The organism is Sphingopyxis sp. BSNA05 (assembly GCF_013265645.1).
Classification (GTDB): Bacteria; Pseudomonadota; Alphaproteobacteria; order Sphingomonadales; family Sphingomonadaceae; genus Parasphingorhabdus.
Window position 1 is genome coordinate 1 of the sequence record NZ_PYIA01000170.1, and the last position, 20,239, is coordinate 20,239.

General features: G+C 57.8%; 16 protein-coding genes and 4 pseudogenes. 12 read left to right on the plus strand and 8 right to left on the minus strand.

All coding sequences use genetic code 11. The features are described 5' to 3' along the window. The first annotated feature begins 30 nt into the window (after positions 1-30). The 5 genes from lepB to C8024_RS19600 all read left to right on the plus strand — a co-directional run bounded on the left by lepB (position 31) and on the right by C8024_RS19600 (position 4,072). On the plus strand, positions 31-834 hold the full coding sequence (gene lepB / locus C8024_RS19580; protein ID WP_173208346.1) for a signal peptidase I: 804 nt from the start codon (positions 31-33) through the stop codon (positions 832-834). Next, positions 831-1,499 carry a ribonuclease III gene (rnc, locus tag C8024_RS19585; protein ID WP_254306137.1) on the plus strand — a complete coding sequence of 223 codons (669 nt, stop codon included), beginning with the start codon at positions 831-833 and terminating at the stop codon, positions 1,497-1,499. Before lepB ends, rnc begins: the two co-directional genes overlap by 4 nt. After that, the gene (gene era, locus C8024_RS19590) at positions 1,496-2,389 is read left to right on the plus strand and encodes a GTPase Era (protein WP_173208349.1); all 894 of its coding nucleotides are present in this window, start codon (positions 1,496-1,498) and stop codon (positions 2,387-2,389) included. Before rnc ends, era begins: the two co-directional genes overlap by 4 nt. Positions 2,390-2,637: 248 nt before the next feature. Continuing rightward, positions 2,638-3,264: an MASE1 domain-containing protein gene (locus tag C8024_RS19595; protein WP_254306140.1), complete on the plus strand. Its 627-nt coding sequence runs from the start codon at positions 2,638-2,640 to the stop codon at positions 3,262-3,264. Positions 3,265-3,445: 181 nt separating this feature from the next. After that, the gene (locus C8024_RS19600) at positions 3,446-4,072 is read left to right on the plus strand and encodes a GGDEF domain-containing protein (RefSeq protein WP_173208355.1); all 627 of its coding nucleotides are present in this window, start codon (positions 3,446-3,448) and stop codon (positions 4,070-4,072) included. A 150-nt stretch (positions 4,073-4,222) separates the two neighbouring features. Here C8024_RS19600 and topA read toward each other — a convergent pair. The 3 genes and pseudogenes from topA to plsY form a co-directional block, all read right to left on the minus strand. Further along, a pseudogene (topA, locus tag C8024_RS19605) lies at positions 4,223-6,814 on the minus strand (type I DNA topoisomerase). A gap of 123 nt (positions 6,815-6,937) precedes the next feature. Continuing rightward, positions 6,938-8,054, minus strand: a pseudogene (gene dprA / locus C8024_RS19610) (DNA-processing protein DprA). Positions 8,055-8,059: 5 nt separating this feature from the next. Continuing rightward, a complete protein-coding gene (gene plsY, locus C8024_RS19615; RefSeq protein ID WP_100095683.1) occupies positions 8,060-8,653 on the minus strand; it encodes a glycerol-3-phosphate 1-O-acyltransferase PlsY in 594 nt (197 codons plus the stop codon). A gap of 175 nt (positions 8,654-8,828) precedes the next feature. Between plsY and murI the strand changes: the two genes are divergently transcribed. Beyond that, complete coding sequence (gene murI, locus C8024_RS19620) at positions 8,829-9,617, plus strand: glutamate racemase (RefSeq protein ID WP_173208358.1); 789 nt, start codon at positions 8,829-8,831, stop codon at positions 9,615-9,617. Positions 9,618-9,734: 117 nt separating this feature from the next. Beyond that, positions 9,735-10,955, plus strand: coding sequence for a 5-aminolevulinate synthase (hemA, locus tag C8024_RS19625; protein WP_173208361.1), 1,221 nt, complete (start codon positions 9,735-9,737; stop codon positions 10,953-10,955). Positions 10,956-11,289: 334 nt separating this feature from the next. Here hemA and C8024_RS19630 read toward each other — a convergent pair whose 3' ends face one another. Further along, a complete protein-coding gene (locus C8024_RS19630) occupies positions 11,290-12,273 on the minus strand; it encodes a threonine/serine dehydratase (protein ID WP_254306138.1) in 984 nt (327 codons plus the stop codon). Between the two features lie 53 nt (positions 12,274-12,326). Here C8024_RS19630 and C8024_RS19635 point away from each other — a divergent pair. The 5 genes and pseudogenes from C8024_RS19635 (at position 12,327) to C8024_RS19655 (ending at position 17,025) form a co-directional block, all read left to right on the plus strand. Beyond that, positions 12,327-13,543 (plus strand): annotated as a pseudogene (locus C8024_RS19635) (saccharopine dehydrogenase C-terminal domain-containing protein). Between the two features lies 1 nt (position 13,544). Further along, positions 13,545-14,714 (plus strand): carboxynorspermidine decarboxylase, encoded by a 1,170-nt coding sequence (locus tag C8024_RS19640; RefSeq protein ID WP_173208364.1) that lies wholly within the window; start codon positions 13,545-13,547, stop codon positions 14,712-14,714. Positions 14,715-14,860: 146 nt separating this feature from the next. Next, a pseudogene (locus C8024_RS19645) lies at positions 14,861-16,059 on the plus strand (type III PLP-dependent enzyme). Between the two features lie 74 nt (positions 16,060-16,133). Then, positions 16,134-16,565, plus strand: coding sequence for an MAPEG family protein (locus C8024_RS19650; RefSeq protein ID WP_173208366.1), 432 nt, complete (start codon positions 16,134-16,136; stop codon positions 16,563-16,565). A 28-nt stretch (positions 16,566-16,593) separates the two neighbouring features. Further along, a complete protein-coding gene (locus C8024_RS19655; protein WP_173208368.1) occupies positions 16,594-17,025 on the plus strand; it encodes an MAPEG family protein in 432 nt (143 codons plus the stop codon). A 43-nt stretch (positions 17,026-17,068) separates the two neighbouring features. Here C8024_RS19655 and C8024_RS19660 read toward each other — a convergent pair whose 3' ends face one another. Genes C8024_RS19660 through C8024_RS19670 form a run of 4 tightly spaced genes read right to left on the minus strand, consistent with a single transcriptional unit; the run spans position 17,069 to position 20,116 of the window. Continuing rightward, complete coding sequence (locus C8024_RS19660; protein WP_173208370.1) at positions 17,069-18,277, minus strand: class I SAM-dependent RNA methyltransferase; 1,209 nt, start codon at positions 18,275-18,277, stop codon at positions 17,069-17,071. Next, positions 18,274-18,846, minus strand: a complete 573-nt coding sequence (locus tag C8024_RS22385; RefSeq protein ID WP_254306141.1) for an ADP/ATP-dependent (S)-NAD(P)H-hydrate dehydratase — start codon at positions 18,844-18,846, stop codon at positions 18,274-18,276. Before C8024_RS22385 ends, C8024_RS19660 begins: the two co-directional genes overlap by 4 nt. Beyond that, entirely contained in the window at positions 18,828-19,655 is an 828-nt protein-coding gene (locus C8024_RS22390) for an NAD(P)H-hydrate epimerase (RefSeq protein WP_254306139.1), read from the minus strand. The genes C8024_RS22385 and C8024_RS22390 overlap by 19 nt, the downstream gene beginning before the upstream one ends. 29 nt (positions 19,656-19,684) lie before the next feature. After that, a complete protein-coding gene (locus C8024_RS19670; RefSeq protein WP_173208372.1) occupies positions 19,685-20,116 on the minus strand; it encodes a hypothetical protein in 432 nt (143 codons plus the stop codon). Between the last annotated feature and the right edge of the window lie 123 nt (positions 20,117-20,239).

Genomic DNA, 20,239 nt, shown 5'->3' on the forward strand with positions numbered 1-20,239 from the left:
CGTCACAGCCATTGTCGGCGAAGGGGCGCCATGGCGCGAAATAAAGCAGAACGATCGGAAACGGGCGACTTTGTCGCGTTCCTTGTAAAACTTGCATTGTTCATCCTGATCTTGCGGAGTTTCATTGTCTCTCCCTTCAATATTCCATCAGAATCGATGCAGCCCCGGCTGGTCGTCGGAGACTATCTGCTGGTGGCGAAGTGGCCTTACGGCTTTTCCAAATATAGCCTGCCCTTCAACCTTCCCCTGTTTCCCGGACAGATATTGGCCAATTCGCCCACCCCGGGTGATGTCGTCGTGTTCAAGGCGCCTCCCAGCGCTACAGATGATTATATCAAGCGGGTGATCGCCCTGTCGGGTGACATCGTCCAGGTTAATAAGGGCGTGGTGTCGATCAACGGCACAGCCGTTGATCGCAAGAGGATCGCGGATTTCGAACATCCCGTGACTCCCAACAGCCCTTGTTATCGTCCCGAATTTGAAATATCGGCAGGCAACGGCGCGGCAGTGTGCCGCTATCCCCAATTTCAGGAAACGCTGCCCAACGGCGTCAGCTATCATATTCTGGATATATACGAGAATAGCGAAGGCGATGACACGCAGGCATTTGTTGTCCCGGAAGGCCATATGTTTCTGATGGGAGACAACCGCGACCGAAGCGCCGACAGCCGTTTTCCTGCGCAAGAGGGGCAGGCAATCGGAATGGTGCCCGAAGAAAATCTTGTCGGCAAAGCCCTGATATCTGTGTTCTCGACCGATGGATCGGCCGAATGGATCAAGCCATGGACATGGTTCAGTGCCGCACGCTGGAACCGCATCGGAGAAGGGTTTTGAACCGTCCGGAATTTCTTGACTGGATCGCCGAAATCACCGGCAAACGCCCGCAGACGCCAGAGCTTTATATCCGGGCTGCAACACACGGCAGTCACGGGCAGAAAGACTATCAACGCCTGGAATTTCTCGGCGACCGGGTATTGGGGCTGGTGATTGCGGATTATCTCTATCACCAGTTTCCGCAGGAACCCGAAGGCCAATTGTCGCAGCGGCTCAACGGCCTGGTTTCCGGTTCGGTATGTGGCGATGTCGCACGGCAGATAGGCGTTGGCGATCACATCCTGCTGGGCAAGCAAGCGCGAGACGATGGCGCGCGGCAAAGCATGAAGGTTCTTGGCGACGTGATGGAGTCCCTGATCGGCGCCGTCTATATTGACCATGGCATGGAGACCGCACGCAGCTTCATTCTCCACCATTGGGAAAGCCGTTTTACCACAACCGTTGCCGATATCAGGCACCCCAAATCTGCACTGCAGGAATGGGCTGCGGCCAATAATCGCAAGATCCCGACCTATGAACTGGTCGACAAAAGCGGCCCCCATCACGATCTGAAGTTCACCGTTAGGGTGCAAGTCAACAACATTGGTGAAGTCGAAGCTACGGCTTCGGCGATCCAGGCAGCTGAAACCGAAGCGGCCAAGAAATTTCTGGAAAAATTCACATGATTCAAAAATGCGGCGTAGTGGCATTGATAGGCGCCCCCAACGCGGGCAAATCAACCCTGATCAATGCTCTGGTAGGGCAGAAAGTCGCGATCACCAGCTCGAAACCGCAAACAACAAGGACGCGGCTTTTGGGCATTGCGATCGAGGACGATACCCAGCTTCTGCTGGTCGACACGCCAGGCATTTTCGAACCGCATCGCCGCCTTGACCGGGCAATGGTCTCCGCTGCTTGGGAGGGCGCGGAAGACGCCGATATCATCGTCCTGCTCGTTGATGCACGCGCCGGTCTCGGGACGAAGGTCACTTCGATCGTGGAGCGCATCAAGCATCGTTCCGAAAAGACCATACTCGTCATGAACAAAGTCGACATTGCCGCCAAGGACAAGATGCTGGGCCATGTCGTCAAGCTGCATGAATTGGCTGATTTCGACGAAACATTCTTTGTCAGCGCCAAAACCGGCGACGGTCTGGAGGAATTGCGATCCTTCCTGGTAGAAGCGATGCCTGAAGGCCCCTGGCACTTTCCTGCCGATCAGGTGTCTGATGCCAGTGAGCGTATACTAGCGGCGGAGATCACCCGCGAGCAGGTGTTTCGGCAGTTGCACGCAGAATTGCCCTACGCGACTGCCATCGCGATGGAACAATATAAGGAGCGCCCTGATGGTTCGCTCGAGATCCATCAGCAAATCCTCGTCGAAAAGGCGAGTCAGAAAGCTATCATTCTTGGCAAGGGTGGCCACCAGATAAAGGAAATCGGTGCAAAAGCCCGGGCTGAACTGTCCGGCATATTGGGCAAGCCCGTCCATCTTTATCTACACGTCAAGGTCAGTGCGAACTGGGACGAGGACCGCAGCCTTTATCAGGATATGGGGCTCGACTGGGTCAAATAGCCTGCTGCAATATGGCGAATTCAGAAATCGTCATGGCAGACGGCCGCTGTGACCCAACCATGCTGTGACAAGCAATGAGATTCAGCGCCATCGATCCGCGAGATTTCAGGACCGGCTTGCGCATATTCCGCGTTCAATCGAGCAAATCTTAGTAATAAATTAGCCTTTTTTGGCGATGGTTTTCAGCGGGGGGATTGCGTTTTGAACTGAGGACGATCTTGCAAAATTGGATATCAGAATTGGCCGCTATGCGCCATATCACCGTGCGCGCTGCTTTAGTGGCTGCCCTCTTCTGCATCAACTCGCTGATTGTCATCGCGGCGTCCAATTATACCGGCGGCTTCGCCGCCCTCTGGTCCGCCAATGCCAGCCTGGTATTCATGTTGATGATCTTTCCACGGAAAGAGCATCCGGTCTACTGCGTCAGTGTTTTCTTCGCGAGCCTTGCGGTCAATCTTTTCTCCGGTTTTCCGATGGAAACGGCTCTGCTCTATTCGTTCTCCAACGTGCTGGAGGCGGTGCTGGTGTTCCTTGCCCTCGTGCGCCTCGGATTTCCGAGGACCGGATTATATAATCCTGCCCAGTTGGTCGAGTTTGGCATAGTTGCGACCACGGTGACCGCTATTTCGGCAACCACCGCGTCTCTGGGCAACCTTGAGGAGTTCGGGAATGCCTGGCTGTCCTGGTTCGCGTCAGACTTGCTGGGACTGCTGATATTCCTGCCCTGCTTCAATATCATTCACGCAACAATTACGGGCACCGAAAATATATATGGCCCGGGCATAGATGGCTCGAGTTTGCCGGCATTATGTTTCTGGTATTTGCCGTTTCGGCGGTGGCGCTCGTTCAGTCAGCGGTTCCTCTGTTATTCCTGACGGCAATCCCGGTTTTCATCGCCGTATTCCGCTTCGGTCCGTTCGGCGGGATGGCCTCCACCCTCATGGCTGCGATCGTGGCAGAATTTTCACACTTTCCGGCTTTGGTCCGATCGCCGGACTGGATGCAAACCAGATCACCAAGATTTTCGTCCTTCAAGCCTATATCGCAAGCCAGCTCATGCTTGCACTGCCGATTGCGTCCCTGCTTGCCGATCGGCAGAGCAAGGTCGAGAAGATCATTGAAAACGAAAAGCTACTGCGCATCCTGGCCGAGAAAGACCATCGGAAAGCGGAAGAGGCCAAGTTGCAGAAAATGCGTCTGCTCGCCCGCGACGAATTGACCGGCCTTTCCTCCCGTCGCCATGTCATGGAGCAATGTGAGCAAGCTCTGCACCGCGCCCAAAAGGGTAACAGGACCTTTTCAATCGCAATTTTCGATGTCGACAATTTCAAGTCGGTGAACGACCAGTTCGGCCACGCTGTCGGAGACGATATTCTCCGGATGATCGGCAAGATCTGTAAGCGCACCAAATCCCGAAATCATCTGATTGGCCGAATTGGCGGTGAGGAGTTCCTGATGCTGATGCCCAACAGCTCGATTGCAGAGGCGGAAGCACATGTCGAAAGACTTCGTCTCGCCATCATGGACGCGAGGTTGCTTGAGCCCGACATCGGGGTCACGGTAAGCGCAGGACTGGCCGACAGCTCCGGGTTCCACGACCTGAAAGAGATGTTATTGCTTGCTGACAAGGCATTATATGCTGCCAAACATGGTGGTCGCAATCGTCTGGAAATCGCTGCCTAGCTTTCGGTTTTCGTGGCCCACGGAATGAGAGCATCACGTTTGCCGACCGGAAATTCACCCGTCCGCCGAACCGCGCAGTCTGCAACGGGTTGTCCAGCTTTCGCGTTCTTCTGGCAGACGCAAAGCGCGGCAAACCATCAAGGCCCCTTCTTATTCGGACTTTGCCTTCGCCGGCGCTTTCTTGGCGGCGGGTTTCTTCTTCGCTGCTGGTTTTTCTTGGCAGCAGGCTTCTTCTTCGCCGGCGCCTTTTTCTTCGGAGCAGCTTTCTTGGCCCGCTTTTTCGCCGGTCCCTTTGCTGCGCGATCATCGATCAGCTGTGCCGCTTCTTCCAGTGTCAGCTGATCTTTGTCGACCGTCTTCGGCAGGGACGCATTGGTTGTGCCATCAGTGACATAAGGACCATAGCGGCCATCCATCAGCTTGATCTCGGACTCGGTGCGCGGATGCTTGCCCATGATCTTGAGCGGCTCCATCTTGCCCCGGCCACGACCACCGCCATTTTTGGCAGCATCCGCCAATTTGGCGACGGCAGCGTTCATGCCGATTTCGAACACTTCCATGGTGCTTTCGAGACGCGCTGATTTGCCATCATGGCTCAGATAAGGACCATAGCGACCGATTTGCGCCATCACGGGTTCGCTGGTTTCCGGGTGCTTGCCAACTTCGCGAGGCAACGAAAGCAGCTTCACAGCCCATTCGAGGCCAAATTCGTCGGCCGGGATATCCTTGGGTATGGAAGAACGCTTGGCCTCCTTTCCCTCCCCTTTTTCGACATAGGGTCCGAAGCGCCCGACCTTCTTGGTGATTTTCTCGTCACTGTCGGGATCGACACCCAGTTCCTGCGGGCCCTCATCCGCATCCGCATTGGCGCCACCGCCCTGCGCGAAACGCCGGGTGAACTTGCATTCCGGATAGTTGGAACAGGCGACAAATGCACCGAAACGACCACCACGCAGCGCCAACTTGCCTTCGTTGCAACGCGGGCAAAGTCGCGGGTCGGTGCCGTCTTCCTTTTCGGGAAACAGATAATCGCTGAGGAACGTGTCCAGTTCCGCGGTAACTTCCGAAGGAAGTTTCTCCATAACTTCAACCGTCTTCGGTTTGAAATCGTGCCAGAAAGCTTCCAGAATGGCCTGCCATTGCGCGCGCCCTCCGCTGACTTCGTCGAGTTCATCCTCGAGACCCGCGGTATAGTCATAGGCTACATAGCGATCGAAGAAACGTTCGAGAAAGCCAGTCAGCAGCCGCCCGCTTTCCTCAGCAAAAAGCGGTTTTTCTCGATCCGGACATAGGCTCGGTCCTTTAGCGTCTTGATGATCGATGCATAGGTCGATGGCCGTCCAATACCCAGTTCTTCCATCTTCTTGACCAGGCTGGCTTCGCTGTAGCGCGGTGGAGGCTGGGTGAAATGCTGGGAAGCATCGACGGATTTCTTCGCTGGGCTGTCGCCTTTGGACATGGCTGGCAGCAAGCCGCCATCATCATCCTTGTCGTCATCGCGACCTTCTTCGTAAAGCGCCAGGAAACCCGGGAATTTTACGACCTGTCCGTTTGCCCTGAGGCCGGTTTTACCGGTGCCATCGAGCATTTCAACGGTGGTGCGTTCGAGCCGGGCCGACGCCATCTGGCTGGCCATCGCACGCTTGAGAATCAAATCGTAAAGCTTCGCATGATCGCCGCTTCCGACGGTCCGCTTGGAGAAGCTGGTCGGACGTATCGCTTCATGCGCTTCCTGCGCATTTTTGCCTTGGATTTGTAAATCCGCGGACTGTCCGGAACATAGCTGGCGTCATAGCGATCGGTGATCGCCTTGCGCGCGGCAGAAATGGCGCTACCGTCCATCTGGACGCCGTCGGTTCGCATATAGGTAATCGCGCCGTCTTCATAAAGTTGCTGGGCAATCCGCATGGTATGACTGGCAGAATAGCCGAGCTTGCGCGCTGCTTCCTGTTGCAGGGTCGAAGTGGTGAACGGCGGCGGCGGATTGCGGGTAAGCGGCTTGGTTTCGATCGATTCGACCGTGAACAAGCCATTTTCAACGGCGGCCTTTGCAAGCATCGCCTGCTCTTCCGTCGCCAGATCCATTTTGCCGAGTTTCTTGCCGTCATGGATCGTCAGCCGGGCTTCAAACGCCTGACCGCCCTGCTCCATCTGCGCGCTGACAGACCAGTATTCCTGCGGTTTGAAGGCCTCTATCTCCCGTTCCCGTTCAACGATTAGTCGAAGCGAGACCGATTGCACGCGGCCCGCAGATTTCGCGCCAGGCAACTTGCGCCACAATACCGGCGACAAGGTAAAGCCCACGAGATAGTCCAGAGCCCGGCGAGCGCGATAGGCGTCGATCAGATCTTCATCCAGCGAGCGGGGATGCGCCATCGCATCCGTCACCGCAGCTTTGGTAATTGCATTGAACGTGACACGGTCGACCTTTTCGGGAAGCGCTTTCTTGTTCCGCAGCACTTCCTGAACGTGCCAGCTGATCGCCTCACCTTCGCGGTCAGGGTCGGTCGCGAGGATCAATCGCGTCGCTTTCTTCGACTCGGCGGTGATCTCTTTCAGTTGCTTCGCCTTGTCGGGATAGTTCTGCCAGGTCATGGCAAATCCCTCGTCCGGATCGACCGAACCATCCTTGGGTGGAAGGTCGCGAATATGGCCGTAGGACGCCAACACCTTGAAATCCGATCCCAGATATTTTTCGATGGTTTTGGCTTTGGCGGGTGACTCGACGATAACTAGCTGCATATGTTCCGATTTTCTCTGTTCTCACGTATACGCGCGAGGCTGTGGCAGGGATTGGGTCTAGGTCAAGGCCCTGATTGAAGAATTTTGTCAATGGCGATTGAAAACCAGCCTGTCCACCAGCGATCAGTTTGTGAGGCTGACCCGGGCACCGGCATGACGCGTCAGTCGACCGGCCAGTTCCAGTTCAAGCAGCGCCAACTGCACCGTTGGCGCGGCCAGTCCTGACTGCCTGACCAGTTCATCAACCGCAACCGGCGTCATCCCGAGCAATTCGAGCACTGGCGTCCGCTCCGAGCCATCCAGATCCGTCACAGCGGCTTCGTACAGGATGGCATCTTCCCGATTGGAGCGCAGTTCATTCCCGTGATTCGCGGCCTCTGCCCGATCATCGAAATGGCGAATCAATTCCAGAATATCGTCCACCGACTGGATCAGGGTCGCGCCCTCGCGGATCAGCATGTTACAGCCTCTCGATCTCGGATCCAGCGGCGAGCCGGGCACGGCCATGACCTGTCGACCGGCTTCTGCCGCCAGCCTTGCCGTGATCAATGACCCGGAGCGTGGGGCCGCTTCGATGACCACAGTCCCTCTCGCCAGACCAGCAATGATCCGGTTGCGATAGGGGAAATGACGGGCGCGAGGTTCGATCCCCGGCGGCTGTTCTGCCAGCAACAGACCGCATTCTGCTATCGTCCGCTGCAGGCCCTCGTTTTCCGGTGGATAGAAGACATCCAGCCCACCCGCGATGACAGCAATCGTGGCCTTGCCCAGCGAGCCTTGATGGGCAGCGGTATCGATACCCTTTGCCAGCCCCGACACGATGGAAATCCCTGCCTCGGCAAGGCTGTTGGCCAAGTCGCGAGCGAACCGACAAGCAGCAGCCGAAGCATTTCTGGCCCCAACCATCGCGACCATGGGCTTTGCAAAGCCCGAGCCGGCCTTGCCACAGCAGGACCGGCGGCGGGTTGCCAAGCTCTGCCAGCAACACCGGGTAAGCTGCATCACCGAGAAACAGACATTCTGCCCCCAGATTGCGAATCGACTGCAGTTCCGCGTCAATTCGTCTGGCGTCAGCTATTTGGGGTGTCCGACCGCCGCCACGAGCGGCCAGATCGGGGATCGCCTCCAGCGCGCGCGCTGCGGTTCCGAAACGCCTGATCAGTTGCTGATAGGTAACTGGGCCGATATTTTCGGATCGGATAAGCCGGAGTCGGTCAAACGCTTCCTGGCTTTCTCCCATTCACTTCAGGCCTTTTTTGACGCTCCGACTTTCGGTTCTTCGCCTGCGATCAAGCGCTCGATATTGGATCGATGCTTCCACAAAACCAGCAAGGCCAAACCAATGAACATGGGCATTATTGCATATTCACCCAGAAAGAAGGCCGACACCGGCACCGATATCGCGGCGATCATTCCGCTAACGGAAGAGTAACGCCAAATCGCCAGCGAACCAAGCCATGTGACCGCAAATATCAACCCCGCCATGGGAATCAGCGCCGTCACGACACCGAGCAGCGTCGCCACGCCTTTGCCGCCGTTAAATTTGAGCCATATCGGATAAAGATGGCCCAGAAAGGCGCCCAGCCCGGCCAGAACCGTCAATCCATCGGAAACCTGTAGCGCGATGAAGACAGCCGCATATCCCTTGCCGATATCCAGCAACAGGGTCAGGGCGGCCAGCCCCTTGTTGCCGGTGCGCAAAACATTGGTGGCACCGATGTTGCCGGATCCGGTCTGACGGAGATCACCGCCACCGGAGAGATGCGTCAACACAAGGCCAAACGGAACCGAGCCCAGCAAATAGCCGAGCAACAACGCCAATATTGGTTCTATCCACATATACTGCACCGAAAATACCCCTATTTCGAACGGCGCTATATTCACAGCAGATGATGAGCAAGTATCTCGCCCAAAAAACGGCCAAGGCCAACCGCCTGTCAGACGAACCGAAGCGGTTGCCGTCGCCATGCTATTCTGGCTATGGGCACAATATGAACGAAGCGCAGCCTGGCAAATGCCCTCCCCTGTTATTTTTGACACCGGCGTCGGAGGGTTGTCCGTTCTGGGCGAAACAGTGAAGCTGCTGCCCAATGCGCCGATCGTCTACGCGGCGGATTATGCCGGCCTGCCCTATGGCATGAAATCCGAAGCTGAACTGGCGGCGCGCGTACCAGCGCTGCTCGGACGTCTGGTCGAACGTTACAAGCCGCAACTGGTAACCATTGCCTGCAACACAGCTTCAACTATCGCGCTCGATCATGTCCGGTCCGCCCTCGATATTCCGGTGGTCGGGACGGTGCCCGCAATCAAGCCGGCGAGCGAAATGACCAGAACCGGCGTCATCGGCCTTCTCGGGACCAGAGCAACCATCCGGCAACCCTATGTCGACCGCCTTGCCACAGATTTTGCCGCAGACAAGCTATTGCTTCGCCACGCGGCTCCCGAACTGGTCTATGCCGCCGAGGCCAAGCTGCGCGGGGAGCAGCCGGATGTCCGGTCGATAGAAGAAGCCATGTCGGGCTTGATCGGTCAGGCGGGAGGCACAGAGCTGGATACGGTGATCCTCGCCTGTACGCATTTCCCCCTGTTGCGCGAGGAACTGGCGAGCGCGGCGGGACGGCCTGTCCAGTTTATCGATGGCGCCCAGGGCATCGCGCGCCGCATTGCCTATCTGACAATAAACACCATATGGCCGGACGAAAGAACGGACGGCATATTTGTGACCACGGGCGAGATGGCCGAAATCGAAGCCTATCGCCCTGCCTTCGCGGAATATGGGATAAGCCGGTTCGAAAAACTGTAAGCCTATGGCGAACAACCCTTATTGCGAGTGGTTCTCGCTGGAAATTGTGAGAAAAGGCCGCTAAAGGCCATTTCAAGAAAACAGCAAACACAGATTTGACGCAGGATTTGGTGCATAGTGGACTACGATAAAATCTTTTCGCAAGCGATTGACCGGCTGCATGCCGAGGGCCGCTACCGGGTATTCATCGATATTCTGCGCAACAAGGGATCCTTCCCCAATGCCCGCTGTTTCGCGCATCACAACGGCCCGCAACCGGTCACCGTCTGGTGCTCCAACGATTATCTCGCAATGGGCCAGCATCCCGATGTGATTGCTGCGATGGAAGAAGCGCTGCACGATGTCGGAGCCGGCTCGGGCGGCACCCGTAATATCGGCGGCAACACCCATTATCATATCCAGCTGGAGCGCGAGCTGGCCGACTGGCATGGCAAATCCTCCGCGCTGCTCTTCACCTCGGGCTATGTGTCAAACGAAGCGACGCTGTCTACGTTGACCAAGGTTCTGCCAGGCTGCATCATCTTTTCCGACGAGTTGAATCACGCGTCGATGATCGCCGGTATCAAGAACAGCGGCTGCGAAAAGCGGGTGTTCCGGCACAATGACCTCGAGCATCTCGAAGAATTGCTGGCCGCCGAAGATCCCGAAGCACCAAAGCTGATTGCCTTTGAAAGCATCTATTCAATGGATGGCGATGTTGCGCCCCTGCATGCGATTTGCGATCTGGCCGACAAATATAACGCGCTCACCTATTGCGACGAAGTTCATGCGGTCGGCATGTACGGCAAGCGCGGCGGCGGAATTTCCGAACGTGACACAGCGGCCGAGCGAATTACGATCATCGAGGGCACATTGGCCAAAGCCGTTGGCGTGATGGGCGGCTATATCGCTGCAGATCAGAAGATCGTCGATGTGATCCGGTCCTATGCTCCCGGTTTCATCTTCACCACCAGCCTGTCGCCTGTGCTTGTAGCGGGCGCGCTGGCTAGTATCCGTCATTTGAAACAGTCGACCGCGGAACGCGATGGTCAACAGGCCGCCGCGCAGACTCTCAAGGACCTGTTTGCCGATGCCGGTCTGCCGGTGATGGATTCCTCGACCCATATCGTTCCGCTGCAAGTGGGCGATCCGGTCAAGGCCAAGAAAATCAGCGACATATTGCTCGCCGAATATGGCGTCTATGTGCAACCGATCAATTATCCGACCGTACCGCGCGGCACGGAACGCCTGCGCTTCACCCCCGGTCCGGCGCATAGCGAAGCGATGATGGTTGATCTGACCAAGGCGCTGGTGGAAATCTGGAGCCGGATGGATCTCGAACGGGCGATCGCCGCCTAGCCTCCGGATCAGCTGTTCCGCATTGCCATGAAATCATCGGAATAATCTCCCGATTGATCTTCGCTGTATTGCCGTGCGCAAAAGACTCGCCAGAACTTTACACAAGCGCGCGCTTTTCTTTTCTGCGACCTTTGGCTCCAGTCCGCAGAATTCCTGCCATTTTCGTTCTGCCGCTGGTTACCGAGTGTAACCTTCCAGATCGGCATCAAATTCAGGGTGGTTTCGCGCGCGGACCGGCACTGGCGCTATCATCTATCCAAATTGTCAAAGAGCCTGAATCGAAATCGCCAGAAGATAGGCCATAAGAACCGGTGTAGGAAAGAAATATCAGGCCCTAGCCATCCGCGATGATGTCCGCGAACCGCTGACGGTCGACATTGCCGCCGGACAGGGTGATGGCGGTCCGGTCGGTCAGCCCGACCTTGCCGGCAAGAATGGCAGCCAGCGCAACCGCACCGCCCGGTTCCACGACCAGGCGCAATTTCTCGAATGCGGCCCGCATCGCGTGATGTACCTCGGCGGCGGAGACTGCGATCCCTGTCGCGCCGCGATTGCTCAGAATGTTGAACGTGATTGGAGCTACGCTGAGCGTCTGCAACGCGTCGCAATCCGTCGCGGGCGGGTTATCTCCGACCGGCACGATTGCTCCACTTTCCAGCGAGCGTTTCATGTCGTCCCAGCCTTCGGGTTCGACGACCATGATTTTGGCATCGGGATTGGCCAAAGCCGTGCCGCTGGCGAGGCCACCACCGCCGCAACAGATGACCAGCTGATCCGGCTGATATCCGGTTTGCGCCAGCATCTGCTCGCGTATCTCGATACCGCAACTGCCCTGCCCTTCGACGATCCACGGGTCATCGAAGCTGGGCACCACGATGGCGCCGGTTTCCTCCGACAGATCAGCCGCCAGTTGCACCCGGTCACCGCTCATCCGATCGTAGGTGATGACCTTGGACCCCATCGCCCTGGTGTTCTCCAGTTTTGCTTTGGGCGCATCCTCGGGCATGATGATCGTTGCCGATATATTCAGTTCCCGGGCAGCCCAAGCCACGCCCTGCGCGTGATTGCCACTGGAGAATCCGATAACTCCGCGCTTCTTCTGATCGTCGTCAAGGTCGGTCAATCGGTGCCAGCCACCGCGGATCTTGAACGCACCGATCGGTTGCAAGCATTCCGCCTTGCACCAGATTGTCGTGCCGTCAATTTCCAGTGGCAACAGCGGCGTAGCGGGCAATATCGCGCCGATTTTCTGTGCGGCTCGCTCCACCCCTGCCAGAGTGGGTTGCCGTTGCGGGTCCATCAGGTCTTGCTCTGTCATAGTCTCTCCCTATATGCGGGTTTCTCATTTCTCCAGCATTTAGAGTGAAAATCATGGGTAAAATTTTGGTGATCGGCGCCGGCGGCGTCAGTTCGGTAGCGGTGCATAAAATGGCGCAGCTGATTGCAGCGGGCAACGGCCCCTTCACCGAGATCATCTTGGCCAGTCGCACCTTGTCGAAATGCGAAGCGATTGCCGAGTCGGTCAAAGAGCGGACCGGCGTGGCGATATCCACGTCGCAGATTGACGCCGACGATGTTCCGGCACTGACCGCGCTGATCGAGCGGGAAAAGCCCGATCTGGTGGTCAATCTGGCGCTGCCCTATCAGGATTTGCCGATCATGGATGCGTGCCTCGCGACCAAGACGGACTATCTCGATACCGCCAATTATGAACCGCGCGACGAAGCCAAGTTCGAATATAAATGGCAGTGGGATTATCAGGACCGGTTCAAGGATACGGGAATCATGGCGCTGCTCGGTTCCGGCTTTGATCCGGGCGTGACCAGCGTGTTCACCTGCTGGCTGAAGAAGCATCATTTCGACCGGATCGACACGCTCGACATTCTCGACTGCAACGGCGGCGACCATGGCCAGCATTTCGCCACCAATTTCAATCCCGAGATCAACATCCGGGAAGTCACCGCGAATTCGCGGCATTGGGAGAATGGCCAGTGGGTCGAGGGACCGGCGCTGACCCAGAAGCAGGAATTTGATTTCGAGGCCGTCGGTCCGAAGATATGTATCTGATGTATCACGAGGAAATCGAGTCGCTGAAGACGCATCTCCCGGAAATCCAGCGGATTCGCTTCTGGATGACCTTTGGCGACGCTTATCTGACCCATCTCGAAGTGCTGCAAAATGTCGGCATGACACGGATTGATCCGGTGATGTACGAAGGCCGCGAGATCATCCCGCTCCAGTTCCTGAAAGCTGTGCTGCCGGAACCGGCCAGCCTCGGCGAGACGACCAAGGGCAATACCAATATCGGCGTGATTGCCACTGGCGTGAAAGACGGCGTCGAGAAGACGCTCTACGTCAAGAATATCTGCAGTCATGAAGCGGCGTTCGAGGAAACCGGCAACCAGGGTGTCAGCTATACCACCGGCGTTCCGGCGATGATCGGCGCGGCGATGATGCTGTCCGGCCAGTGGAAGGGCGATGGCGTTTTCAACATGGAAGAATTCGATCCGGATCCGTTCATGGCGATGCTGAACGAGCATGGCCTGCCATGGACATTGGAAGAATTGGAAGCACCTTTGGCTTTCTAGGATGGAGACCAAGGCAGGCGATCCCGGCGCTTTTGCGCATTTTGATCTGGGCCGCGTGCCCTCGCCCGCCTTTGTCGTGGATGAGGCTGCTGTGCGGCGGAATCTGGCGATATTGGCGGATATCAGGGAACGATCCGGGGCGAAGGTCCTGCTGGCGCTGAAGGCCTTTTCCATGTGGTCTCTGGCGCCGCTGATCGATGAATATCTTGATGGCTATTGCGCTTCAGGTCTTTGGGAGGCGCGGCTTGCGAAGGAACATTTCCGCGGGCCGATCAGCACCTATTCTCCTGCTTATAAAGCTGACGATCTGGCCGAACTAAGCCAGATTTCGGAACATATTACGTTCAACAATCCGTCGCAGATTGAGCGATGGAAAAGTGATTCCAATCAGGATATTGCACTCGATAGTTTAGAAATTGGATTAAGAATCAATCCGCAAATCCCGCTGGGCGAAACCGAAAAATATGATCCGAGCCAGCCCCACAGCCGCCTCGGCTTCCCGATCAGCCAGCTGGCACCAGAGCATTTCCAACTTTTGAGCGGCATCCACTTTCATAACCTGTGCGAACAGGGCTTCGACGCGCTGCAAAGGACGTGGGAGAAGGTTGAGCCGTTTATTGCGCCGCATTTCGGCTCGCTCAAATGGATCAATCTGGGTGGCGGGCACCATATCACGCGCGACGATTATGATCGCGAGGCGCTGGTGGGTTTCCTGAAAGATCTGGAAGCGCGGTCGGGTTGCGACATCTATCTCGAGCCGGGCGAGGCCGTGGCGCTCGATGCCGGGATCCTGGTCGGCGAGATACTGGATGTCTTCGACAATGGCATGCCGGTCGGGATCACCGATATCTCGGCGACCTGCCATATGCCGGACGTGATCGAGGCGCCCTATCGCCCGGCGATGCTGGGAGAGCGAAGCGAAGGCACGGCCGTTCGTCTCGGCGGCCCCAGCTGTCTTGCAGGCGACATCATCGGTGATTATATCCTGCCCGTTGAGCCGCATGTCGGGCAGCGGATCGCCTTTCTCGATCAGGCGCATTATTCGATGGTCAAGACGAACACGTTCAACGGTGTTCCCCTGCCCTCGATCTGGCTGTGGAACAGTGAAAATGACGAGCTGAAATGTGTCAAAAACTTCGACTGGTCGACATTTCGTGACCGTTTGAGCTAGAAAATTGACCTGTTGTGGCAAATTCTGTAAATGCAGGTCTTTACAGATTAATCCAGCGGCCATATAGCCGCGCTTCGCTGCCCCATGGCCGCTTGCGAATCCGCAAGGCAGCTCAATCGATCTTAGCCGATAGGGGGTCCCTTGAGTTGCACTATTACCATGATGCTGAGGAGCTAACGAGGGCTCTCAGCCCCGATATTCCAGTTTTGCTAAACCGGCCACACGCTGCCCGTCGTGCTGCGCGCTATTTCGTCGAGCAGTTTCCCGGCAAGTCGCTCTATGCGGTGAAGGCGAATCCCTCACCGACATTGCTGCAGCTGCTGTGGGAAGAAGGCGTCACCCATTTCGACGTCGCCTCGATCGACGAAGTGCGGATCGTCCGCGCGGCGCTGCCCGAAGCAACGCTCTGCTATATGAATCCGGTCAAGCAATTGGCCTCGGTGCGCGAAGCCTATCACGAGCACGGCGTGCGGATTTTCTCGCTCGACAGCATCGAGGAGCTGGAGAAGATCGAGCTTGGCACCGGCAATGCCGAAGACCTGACGCTTTGCGTCCGGATTCGCGTGGCTTCGGAATTTGCCGAAATCAGCCTTGCTTCGAAATTCGGTATCGATGTCGATGAATCGGCCGAACTGCTGCAGCGTGCGCGGCAGCGGGCCGACTGCCTCGGCATCTGCTTTCACGTCGGCAGCCAGGCGATGACGCCGCTCGCCTATGTCCATGCTCTGGAGCGGGTCCGCACCGCGATTGTCGGCGCGTCGGTCACCGTAGACATCGTCAATGTCGGCGGCGGTTTTCCGTCCATCTATCCCGATCTGGCACCGGTTTCGCTGAACCATTATTTCACCGCCATCGACCGCACGTTCGAGGACCTGCCGATCAGCTATTCCGCCGAACTGTGGTGCGAACCCGGTCGCGCCTGTCGGCCGAATATAGCTCGCTGGTGGTCAAGGTCGAGCGCCGTCGCGGCAACGAACTGTTCATCAATGACGGCGCCTATGGCACCCTGTTCGACGCGGCCCATATCGGCTGGCGTTTTCCGGTACGCCAGGTTGGTACCGACGAAGTTGATGGCGCTACGACGGGCTTCAGCTTCTACGGCCCGACCTGCGATGACATGGATTTCATGGCCGGCCCCTTCGTCCTGCCCGACAGCATCAAGGCCGGTGACTATATCGAGATCGGCATGATCGGCGCCTATGGCTCGGCGATGCGGACCAAGTTCAACGGCTATGGCAGCAGCGAGGAATATGATGTCGCCGACGAGCCGATGGCCAGCCTCTATGTCGGTGAAAATCTCGACCGGTCCGATCGCGACAATGTGGTGTCCTTTCCGAGCGCCTGAACCGCAAACTGGGTTGCAATTGACAATCGGTTACAGTTGACGCAATTTCTTCCGGTTTCGGGAGGACAAGAATCATGGATATTGCGATTTTGGCACCGGCGGCCGTGCTGGTCTTATGGTCTCTGATCATGCTGCTCTGGATGGCGGGGACAAGATTTCCCGCGATGGCGAAATCCGGCGCGGATCTGGCGAGCGCCAAGCCGGGCGGCCGGGGCAGCGATCTGGAAGGGGTGATCCCCGACAAGGTGAACTGGAAGTCCCACAATTACACCCATTTGATGGAACAGCCGACGCTTTTCTATGCCACGGTCGTAATTCTGGCCATGACCGGCGCAGGCCACGGGATGAATCTCTATCTGGCCTGGGCCTATGCGATCATCCGGATCATTCACAGCATCTGGCAGGCGACGGTCAATCTGGTGAAAGTCCGCTTTCTGCTCTTCATATTATCAACCATCTGCCTGCTCATCATGGCGGTCAACGCCCTGTGGGCCACGCTTTTCTAGCATTTAACAATATTCGGGAGGAAAATTTATGGACAACAGCCCCTTGCTGCAACCGATGGTTGCGCTCATTCTATGGACCATGCTGATCTGGCTGTGGATGTATGTCACGCGGATTCCGGCGATGAACAAGGCCAAGATCGACACTGCGAATCTGGTCGGTGGCAAAGGCGGCGATCTCGACGAACTGCTGCCGCCGGAAGTGCAGTGGAAGGCGCATAATTATAACCATCTCCTGACCGAACCGACGCTATTCTATGCGATATGCGTGGTGCTGATCCTCGCCGGACAGGATTATGGACTGAACCTGACCATTGCCTGGATCTATGTCGGTCTGCGCGTTGTGCACAGCCTGATCCAGGTCACCAGCAACCGCGTGATCTTCCGCTTTTCGGCCTTCGCGCTGTCCAGCCTGTGCATTATAGCGCTGGCCATCCACGCGGCGCTTGCCGTCTTTCACTAGATGAGGACGGTCCTGCAGGGGGGCTTGCCCCTTGCGGGCCTGGCTAGCGGCTGAAGCTGGAGACAAGCTCGACATGGGTCGACCAGAGGAACTGGCCCACCGGCCAGACCTGGTCGAGCTTGTAGCCGGCATCGCAAAGCTGTTTCGCATCGCGCGCGAAACTGGCGGGATTGCAGCTGATATAACAGATTTTCGCGACATCGGACTGGGCCAGTTGCAATATCTGTTCGCGTGCACCGGCGCGTGGCGGATCGAGAATCACGGCATTGAAGCGGTTCAGTTCCTCGACGCTTAGCGGCCGCCGGAACAGATCGCGATGCTCGCAGAAAATCTGGCGAGTCGAATGGTTGGCCGCCATTTTCAGCGAACCGATCGCATCCCGCGCGCCTTCGGCGGCGTAGACTTTCTGGTCCGGGCCCAGAGCAAGCGTGAACGTACCCAGACCGGCGAACAGGTCAGCAACCAGACGCGCCTCGCCGACCGCTTCCAGCATGGCGGCAACCAGCGCCTGCTGGCCTTCCCGTGTCGGCTGCAGGAAGCTGCTGTGCGGAAAGCTGACCACGGTGCCGCCCAGCGTGACCGTCACCGGCTCCGGCTCCCACTGGGTTTCCGGACCATAGCCGCCATCGACCGACAGACGCGCGAGACCATTGGCCTGGGCAAAGGCGGACAGGGCTTCCCGCTGTTCCAGACCTTCCGGCTCGTAATTGCCGATCAGCAAATCGATACCCTGATCGACGAGGGTCATCTCGATATTCATGTCATGTTTGCGGCGGGAAGCTTTTTTGAGAAAGGTCCGGAGCGGCGCGAGCAGCGCGAACAGTTCCGGTGCCATGATCTCGCATTGCTTGAGGTCGACGATGCGGTGGCTGCCGGCACCGCTGAACCCGAGCTTGAACTGGTCGCCGAGCTTGGCCGCGCGCAGGCTGGCGCGAATCCGGGTTCTGGGTTGCGAAATCTGCGGCGGGTGGAGCTTTCCGGCCACCAGCCCCTGTCCTTCCAGCGCATAGGCCACGCGCTCGGTGAGAAAGCGGGCGTAGCTCTCGGCATCGAGATGTTGCAGGCTGCAGCCGCCACAGGACTGGAAATGCTGGCAGGGCGGCTCGACATGATGCGGCCCCTTGATCAGGCCCCCTTCGTCGTTCAACCGGTCGAGCGGAGCGGAAAAGGCAATATGGCGGCCATCGGCGGTCACGCCGTCCCCCTTCGCGGCGACGCGAATGATCAGGTCTGGATCGGCGGTCGCGGTCATAAACATTCCTGCAAGCTGGCGGGGATCTGGTCGACAAGCATTTCCGGCGTAAAAGCGGCGCCGGCCAGTTGTCCGGCCCGGCTGTGCAGCCACTGGCCTTCGCAGGCTGCCTTATAAGCACTCAGGCCCGTTGCCAAGCGACTTGCGATGATCCCGGCCAATATGTCACCGGTACCCGCCGTGGACAGCCACGGGCAGTCCTGGGCTGATATCGATGCCTTGCCGTCAGGACCGGCGATCACCGTATCCGAGCCCTTCAGCAAAATGCTGCATCCGGACTGCTGCGCGAGTTGCCGGCTGTCCTCGATTTTATGCTCGGGCGCGCGTCCCGTCAGGGCAGCGAATTCTCCGCCATGGGGAGTCGCGATCGTCTCGGCAGAACGCCCTTTCACAAGATCGGTGAATTGCGGTCCGGCAACGGTCAGCGCGTCGGCATCAATCACCAGCGGTGCATCGGCTGCCAATGCGATTGTCAGAAGCTCCTTCGCCCGGCCATCCCGGCCCAGGCCGGGACCGAGGATGATTGCGGAAATGCGCTTGTCGGAAAGCTTTAGCTGCAGATCCGCCATGTCCTGCACGGTCTCGACCACGATACTGGGATGCGGCGATGAAAAGCCGGAGGGCGCAAAATTTTAACATAGCCCGCCCCCGCTTTCTGGGCCGCCATCGCAGTGAGTTGCGCGGCGCCGGTCATCGCGCCGGCGACCACGGCAACCAGACCGCGGCTATATTTATGATCCCGCGATGTCGGTCCGGATATCCGCGGTTTCGGCAATATTTCCAGATTGCTGTCCGCCGATATGCCGATATCGATGCTGACCAGATCGCCCATTTTCGAGCGCGCCGGTTCGAGATAATGCGAGGGCTTGCAAGCCCCGAGCGCAATGGTCGTATCAAATGCCGGCACATCGTTGAGCAGAGTCCCGTGATCGGATTCGACCCCGCTGGGCAGATCGATCGCGACCCGCCGCTTCGCCCCGGCGTACAGGCGTGTGAAATCGGCGAACCAGTCTTCACCGACGGCGCGGGTGAGGCCGGTACCGAAGAGACAGTCGACAAATTGTGCGGCCGGCTGCGCATCGTGCAGACTTACGGCCTTGCCCTGCCACAACGACCTGGCATGCCGCGCCGCTTCGGTCGCAGGTTCAAGCGGGGCGGCAACGCTGACATCGACGCCTTTTTCGAGCAACCACTGGGCGATGACATAACCGTCGCCGCCATTATTGCCCGGGCCGCAGAGCACCACAGTCGGCATGTCGGCGGCAATCCGCCAGATCATCTGAGCGACCCCCTGGCCGGCGCGACGCATCAGTTCCTCGACCGAAATTCCGGAGTCGATCAGCGCCTGTTCCGCCCGCTTCATTTCAGCGGCGGTCAATATATTCCCGTGATTGATCAAGCGCGCCTCTAGTTTCCGGCCTGGACCGGTTCTTCTTGAGCGTTGGCCGTTGCGCCGGCAGCGGGTCTGATCTGTGCCGGCAGCAGATATTTGTCGGGACCGACGCTGACCATGATCTTGCCATCCTCGACGATCGAGACACGAGCCTTGTCAAAACCGTCGGCGGCTTCCAGGCCGTGGCCGTCGGTCAGGACGTTGAACCGGCGAAAGCCGCCATCGGGATGGCGGATGATCATCGTCACCCTGCCCTCGCCGCTCAGTCTTTCGGTGAAGCAGTCCCGGGAAAAATCGCTTTCGCCATTGATCGCGCATTCGATCTTTCCGTCGTCAACCGCCCGTTCTGCCGCCCGTTTTTCCGCTTGGGCGAGCACTTCATTGTCCGGCCTGTTCTCGCAGGCTGTCAGCAAGAGGGTTACAGCGACAATATTAGATATCCGCATAGACATGTTTTTCAGCCTTGGCTCCCGGATGGGTCACCGCACCCTGATAGGCCGGCCCCACATTCTGCGCATAGCGCCACAATGCTCCTGAACCATAATCGGTTTCGCGTCGTGTAAATTTTT

Bases quoted from the DNA above. Each gene is read 5' to 3' on its own strand.
- lepB (WP_173208346.1), top strand. From the start codon at position 31: ATGGCGCGAAATAAAGCAGAACGATCGGAAACGGGCGACTTTGTCGCG.
- era (WP_173208349.1), top strand. From the start codon at position 1,496: ATGATTCAAAAATGCGGCGTAGTGGCATTGATAGGCGCCCCCAACGCG.
- C8024_RS19595 (WP_254306140.1), top strand. From the start codon at position 2,638: ATGCGCCATATCACCGTGCGCGCTGCTTTAGTGGCTGCCCTCTTCTGC.
- C8024_RS19600 (WP_173208355.1), top strand. From the start codon at position 3,446: ATGCTTGCACTGCCGATTGCGTCCCTGCTTGCCGATCGGCAGAGCAAG.
- plsY (WP_100095683.1), bottom strand. From the start codon at position 8,653: ATGTGGATAGAACCAATATTGGCGTTGTTGCTCGGCTATTTGCTGGGC.
- murI (WP_173208358.1), top strand. From the start codon at position 8,829: ATGCCCTCCCCTGTTATTTTTGACACCGGCGTCGGAGGGTTGTCCGTT.
- C8024_RS19630 (WP_254306138.1), bottom strand. From the start codon at position 12,273: ATGACAGAGCAAGACCTGATGGACCCGCAACGGCAACCCACTCTGGCA.
- C8024_RS19640 (WP_173208364.1), top strand. From the start codon at position 13,545: ATGGAGACCAAGGCAGGCGATCCCGGCGCTTTTGCGCATTTTGATCTG.
- C8024_RS19650 (WP_173208366.1), top strand. From the start codon at position 16,134: ATGGATATTGCGATTTTGGCACCGGCGGCCGTGCTGGTCTTATGGTCT.
- C8024_RS19655 (WP_173208368.1), top strand. From the start codon at position 16,594: ATGGACAACAGCCCCTTGCTGCAACCGATGGTTGCGCTCATTCTATGG.
- C8024_RS19660 (WP_173208370.1), bottom strand. From the start codon at position 18,277: ATGACCGCGACCGCCGATCCAGACCTGATCATTCGCGTCGCCGCGAAG.
- C8024_RS22385 (WP_254306141.1), bottom strand. From the start codon at position 18,846: ATGGCGGATCTGCAGCTAAAGCTTTCCGACAAGCGCATTTCCGCAATC.
- C8024_RS19670 (WP_173208372.1), bottom strand. From the start codon at position 20,116: ATGCGGATATCTAATATTGTCGCTGTAACCCTCTTGCTGACAGCCTGC.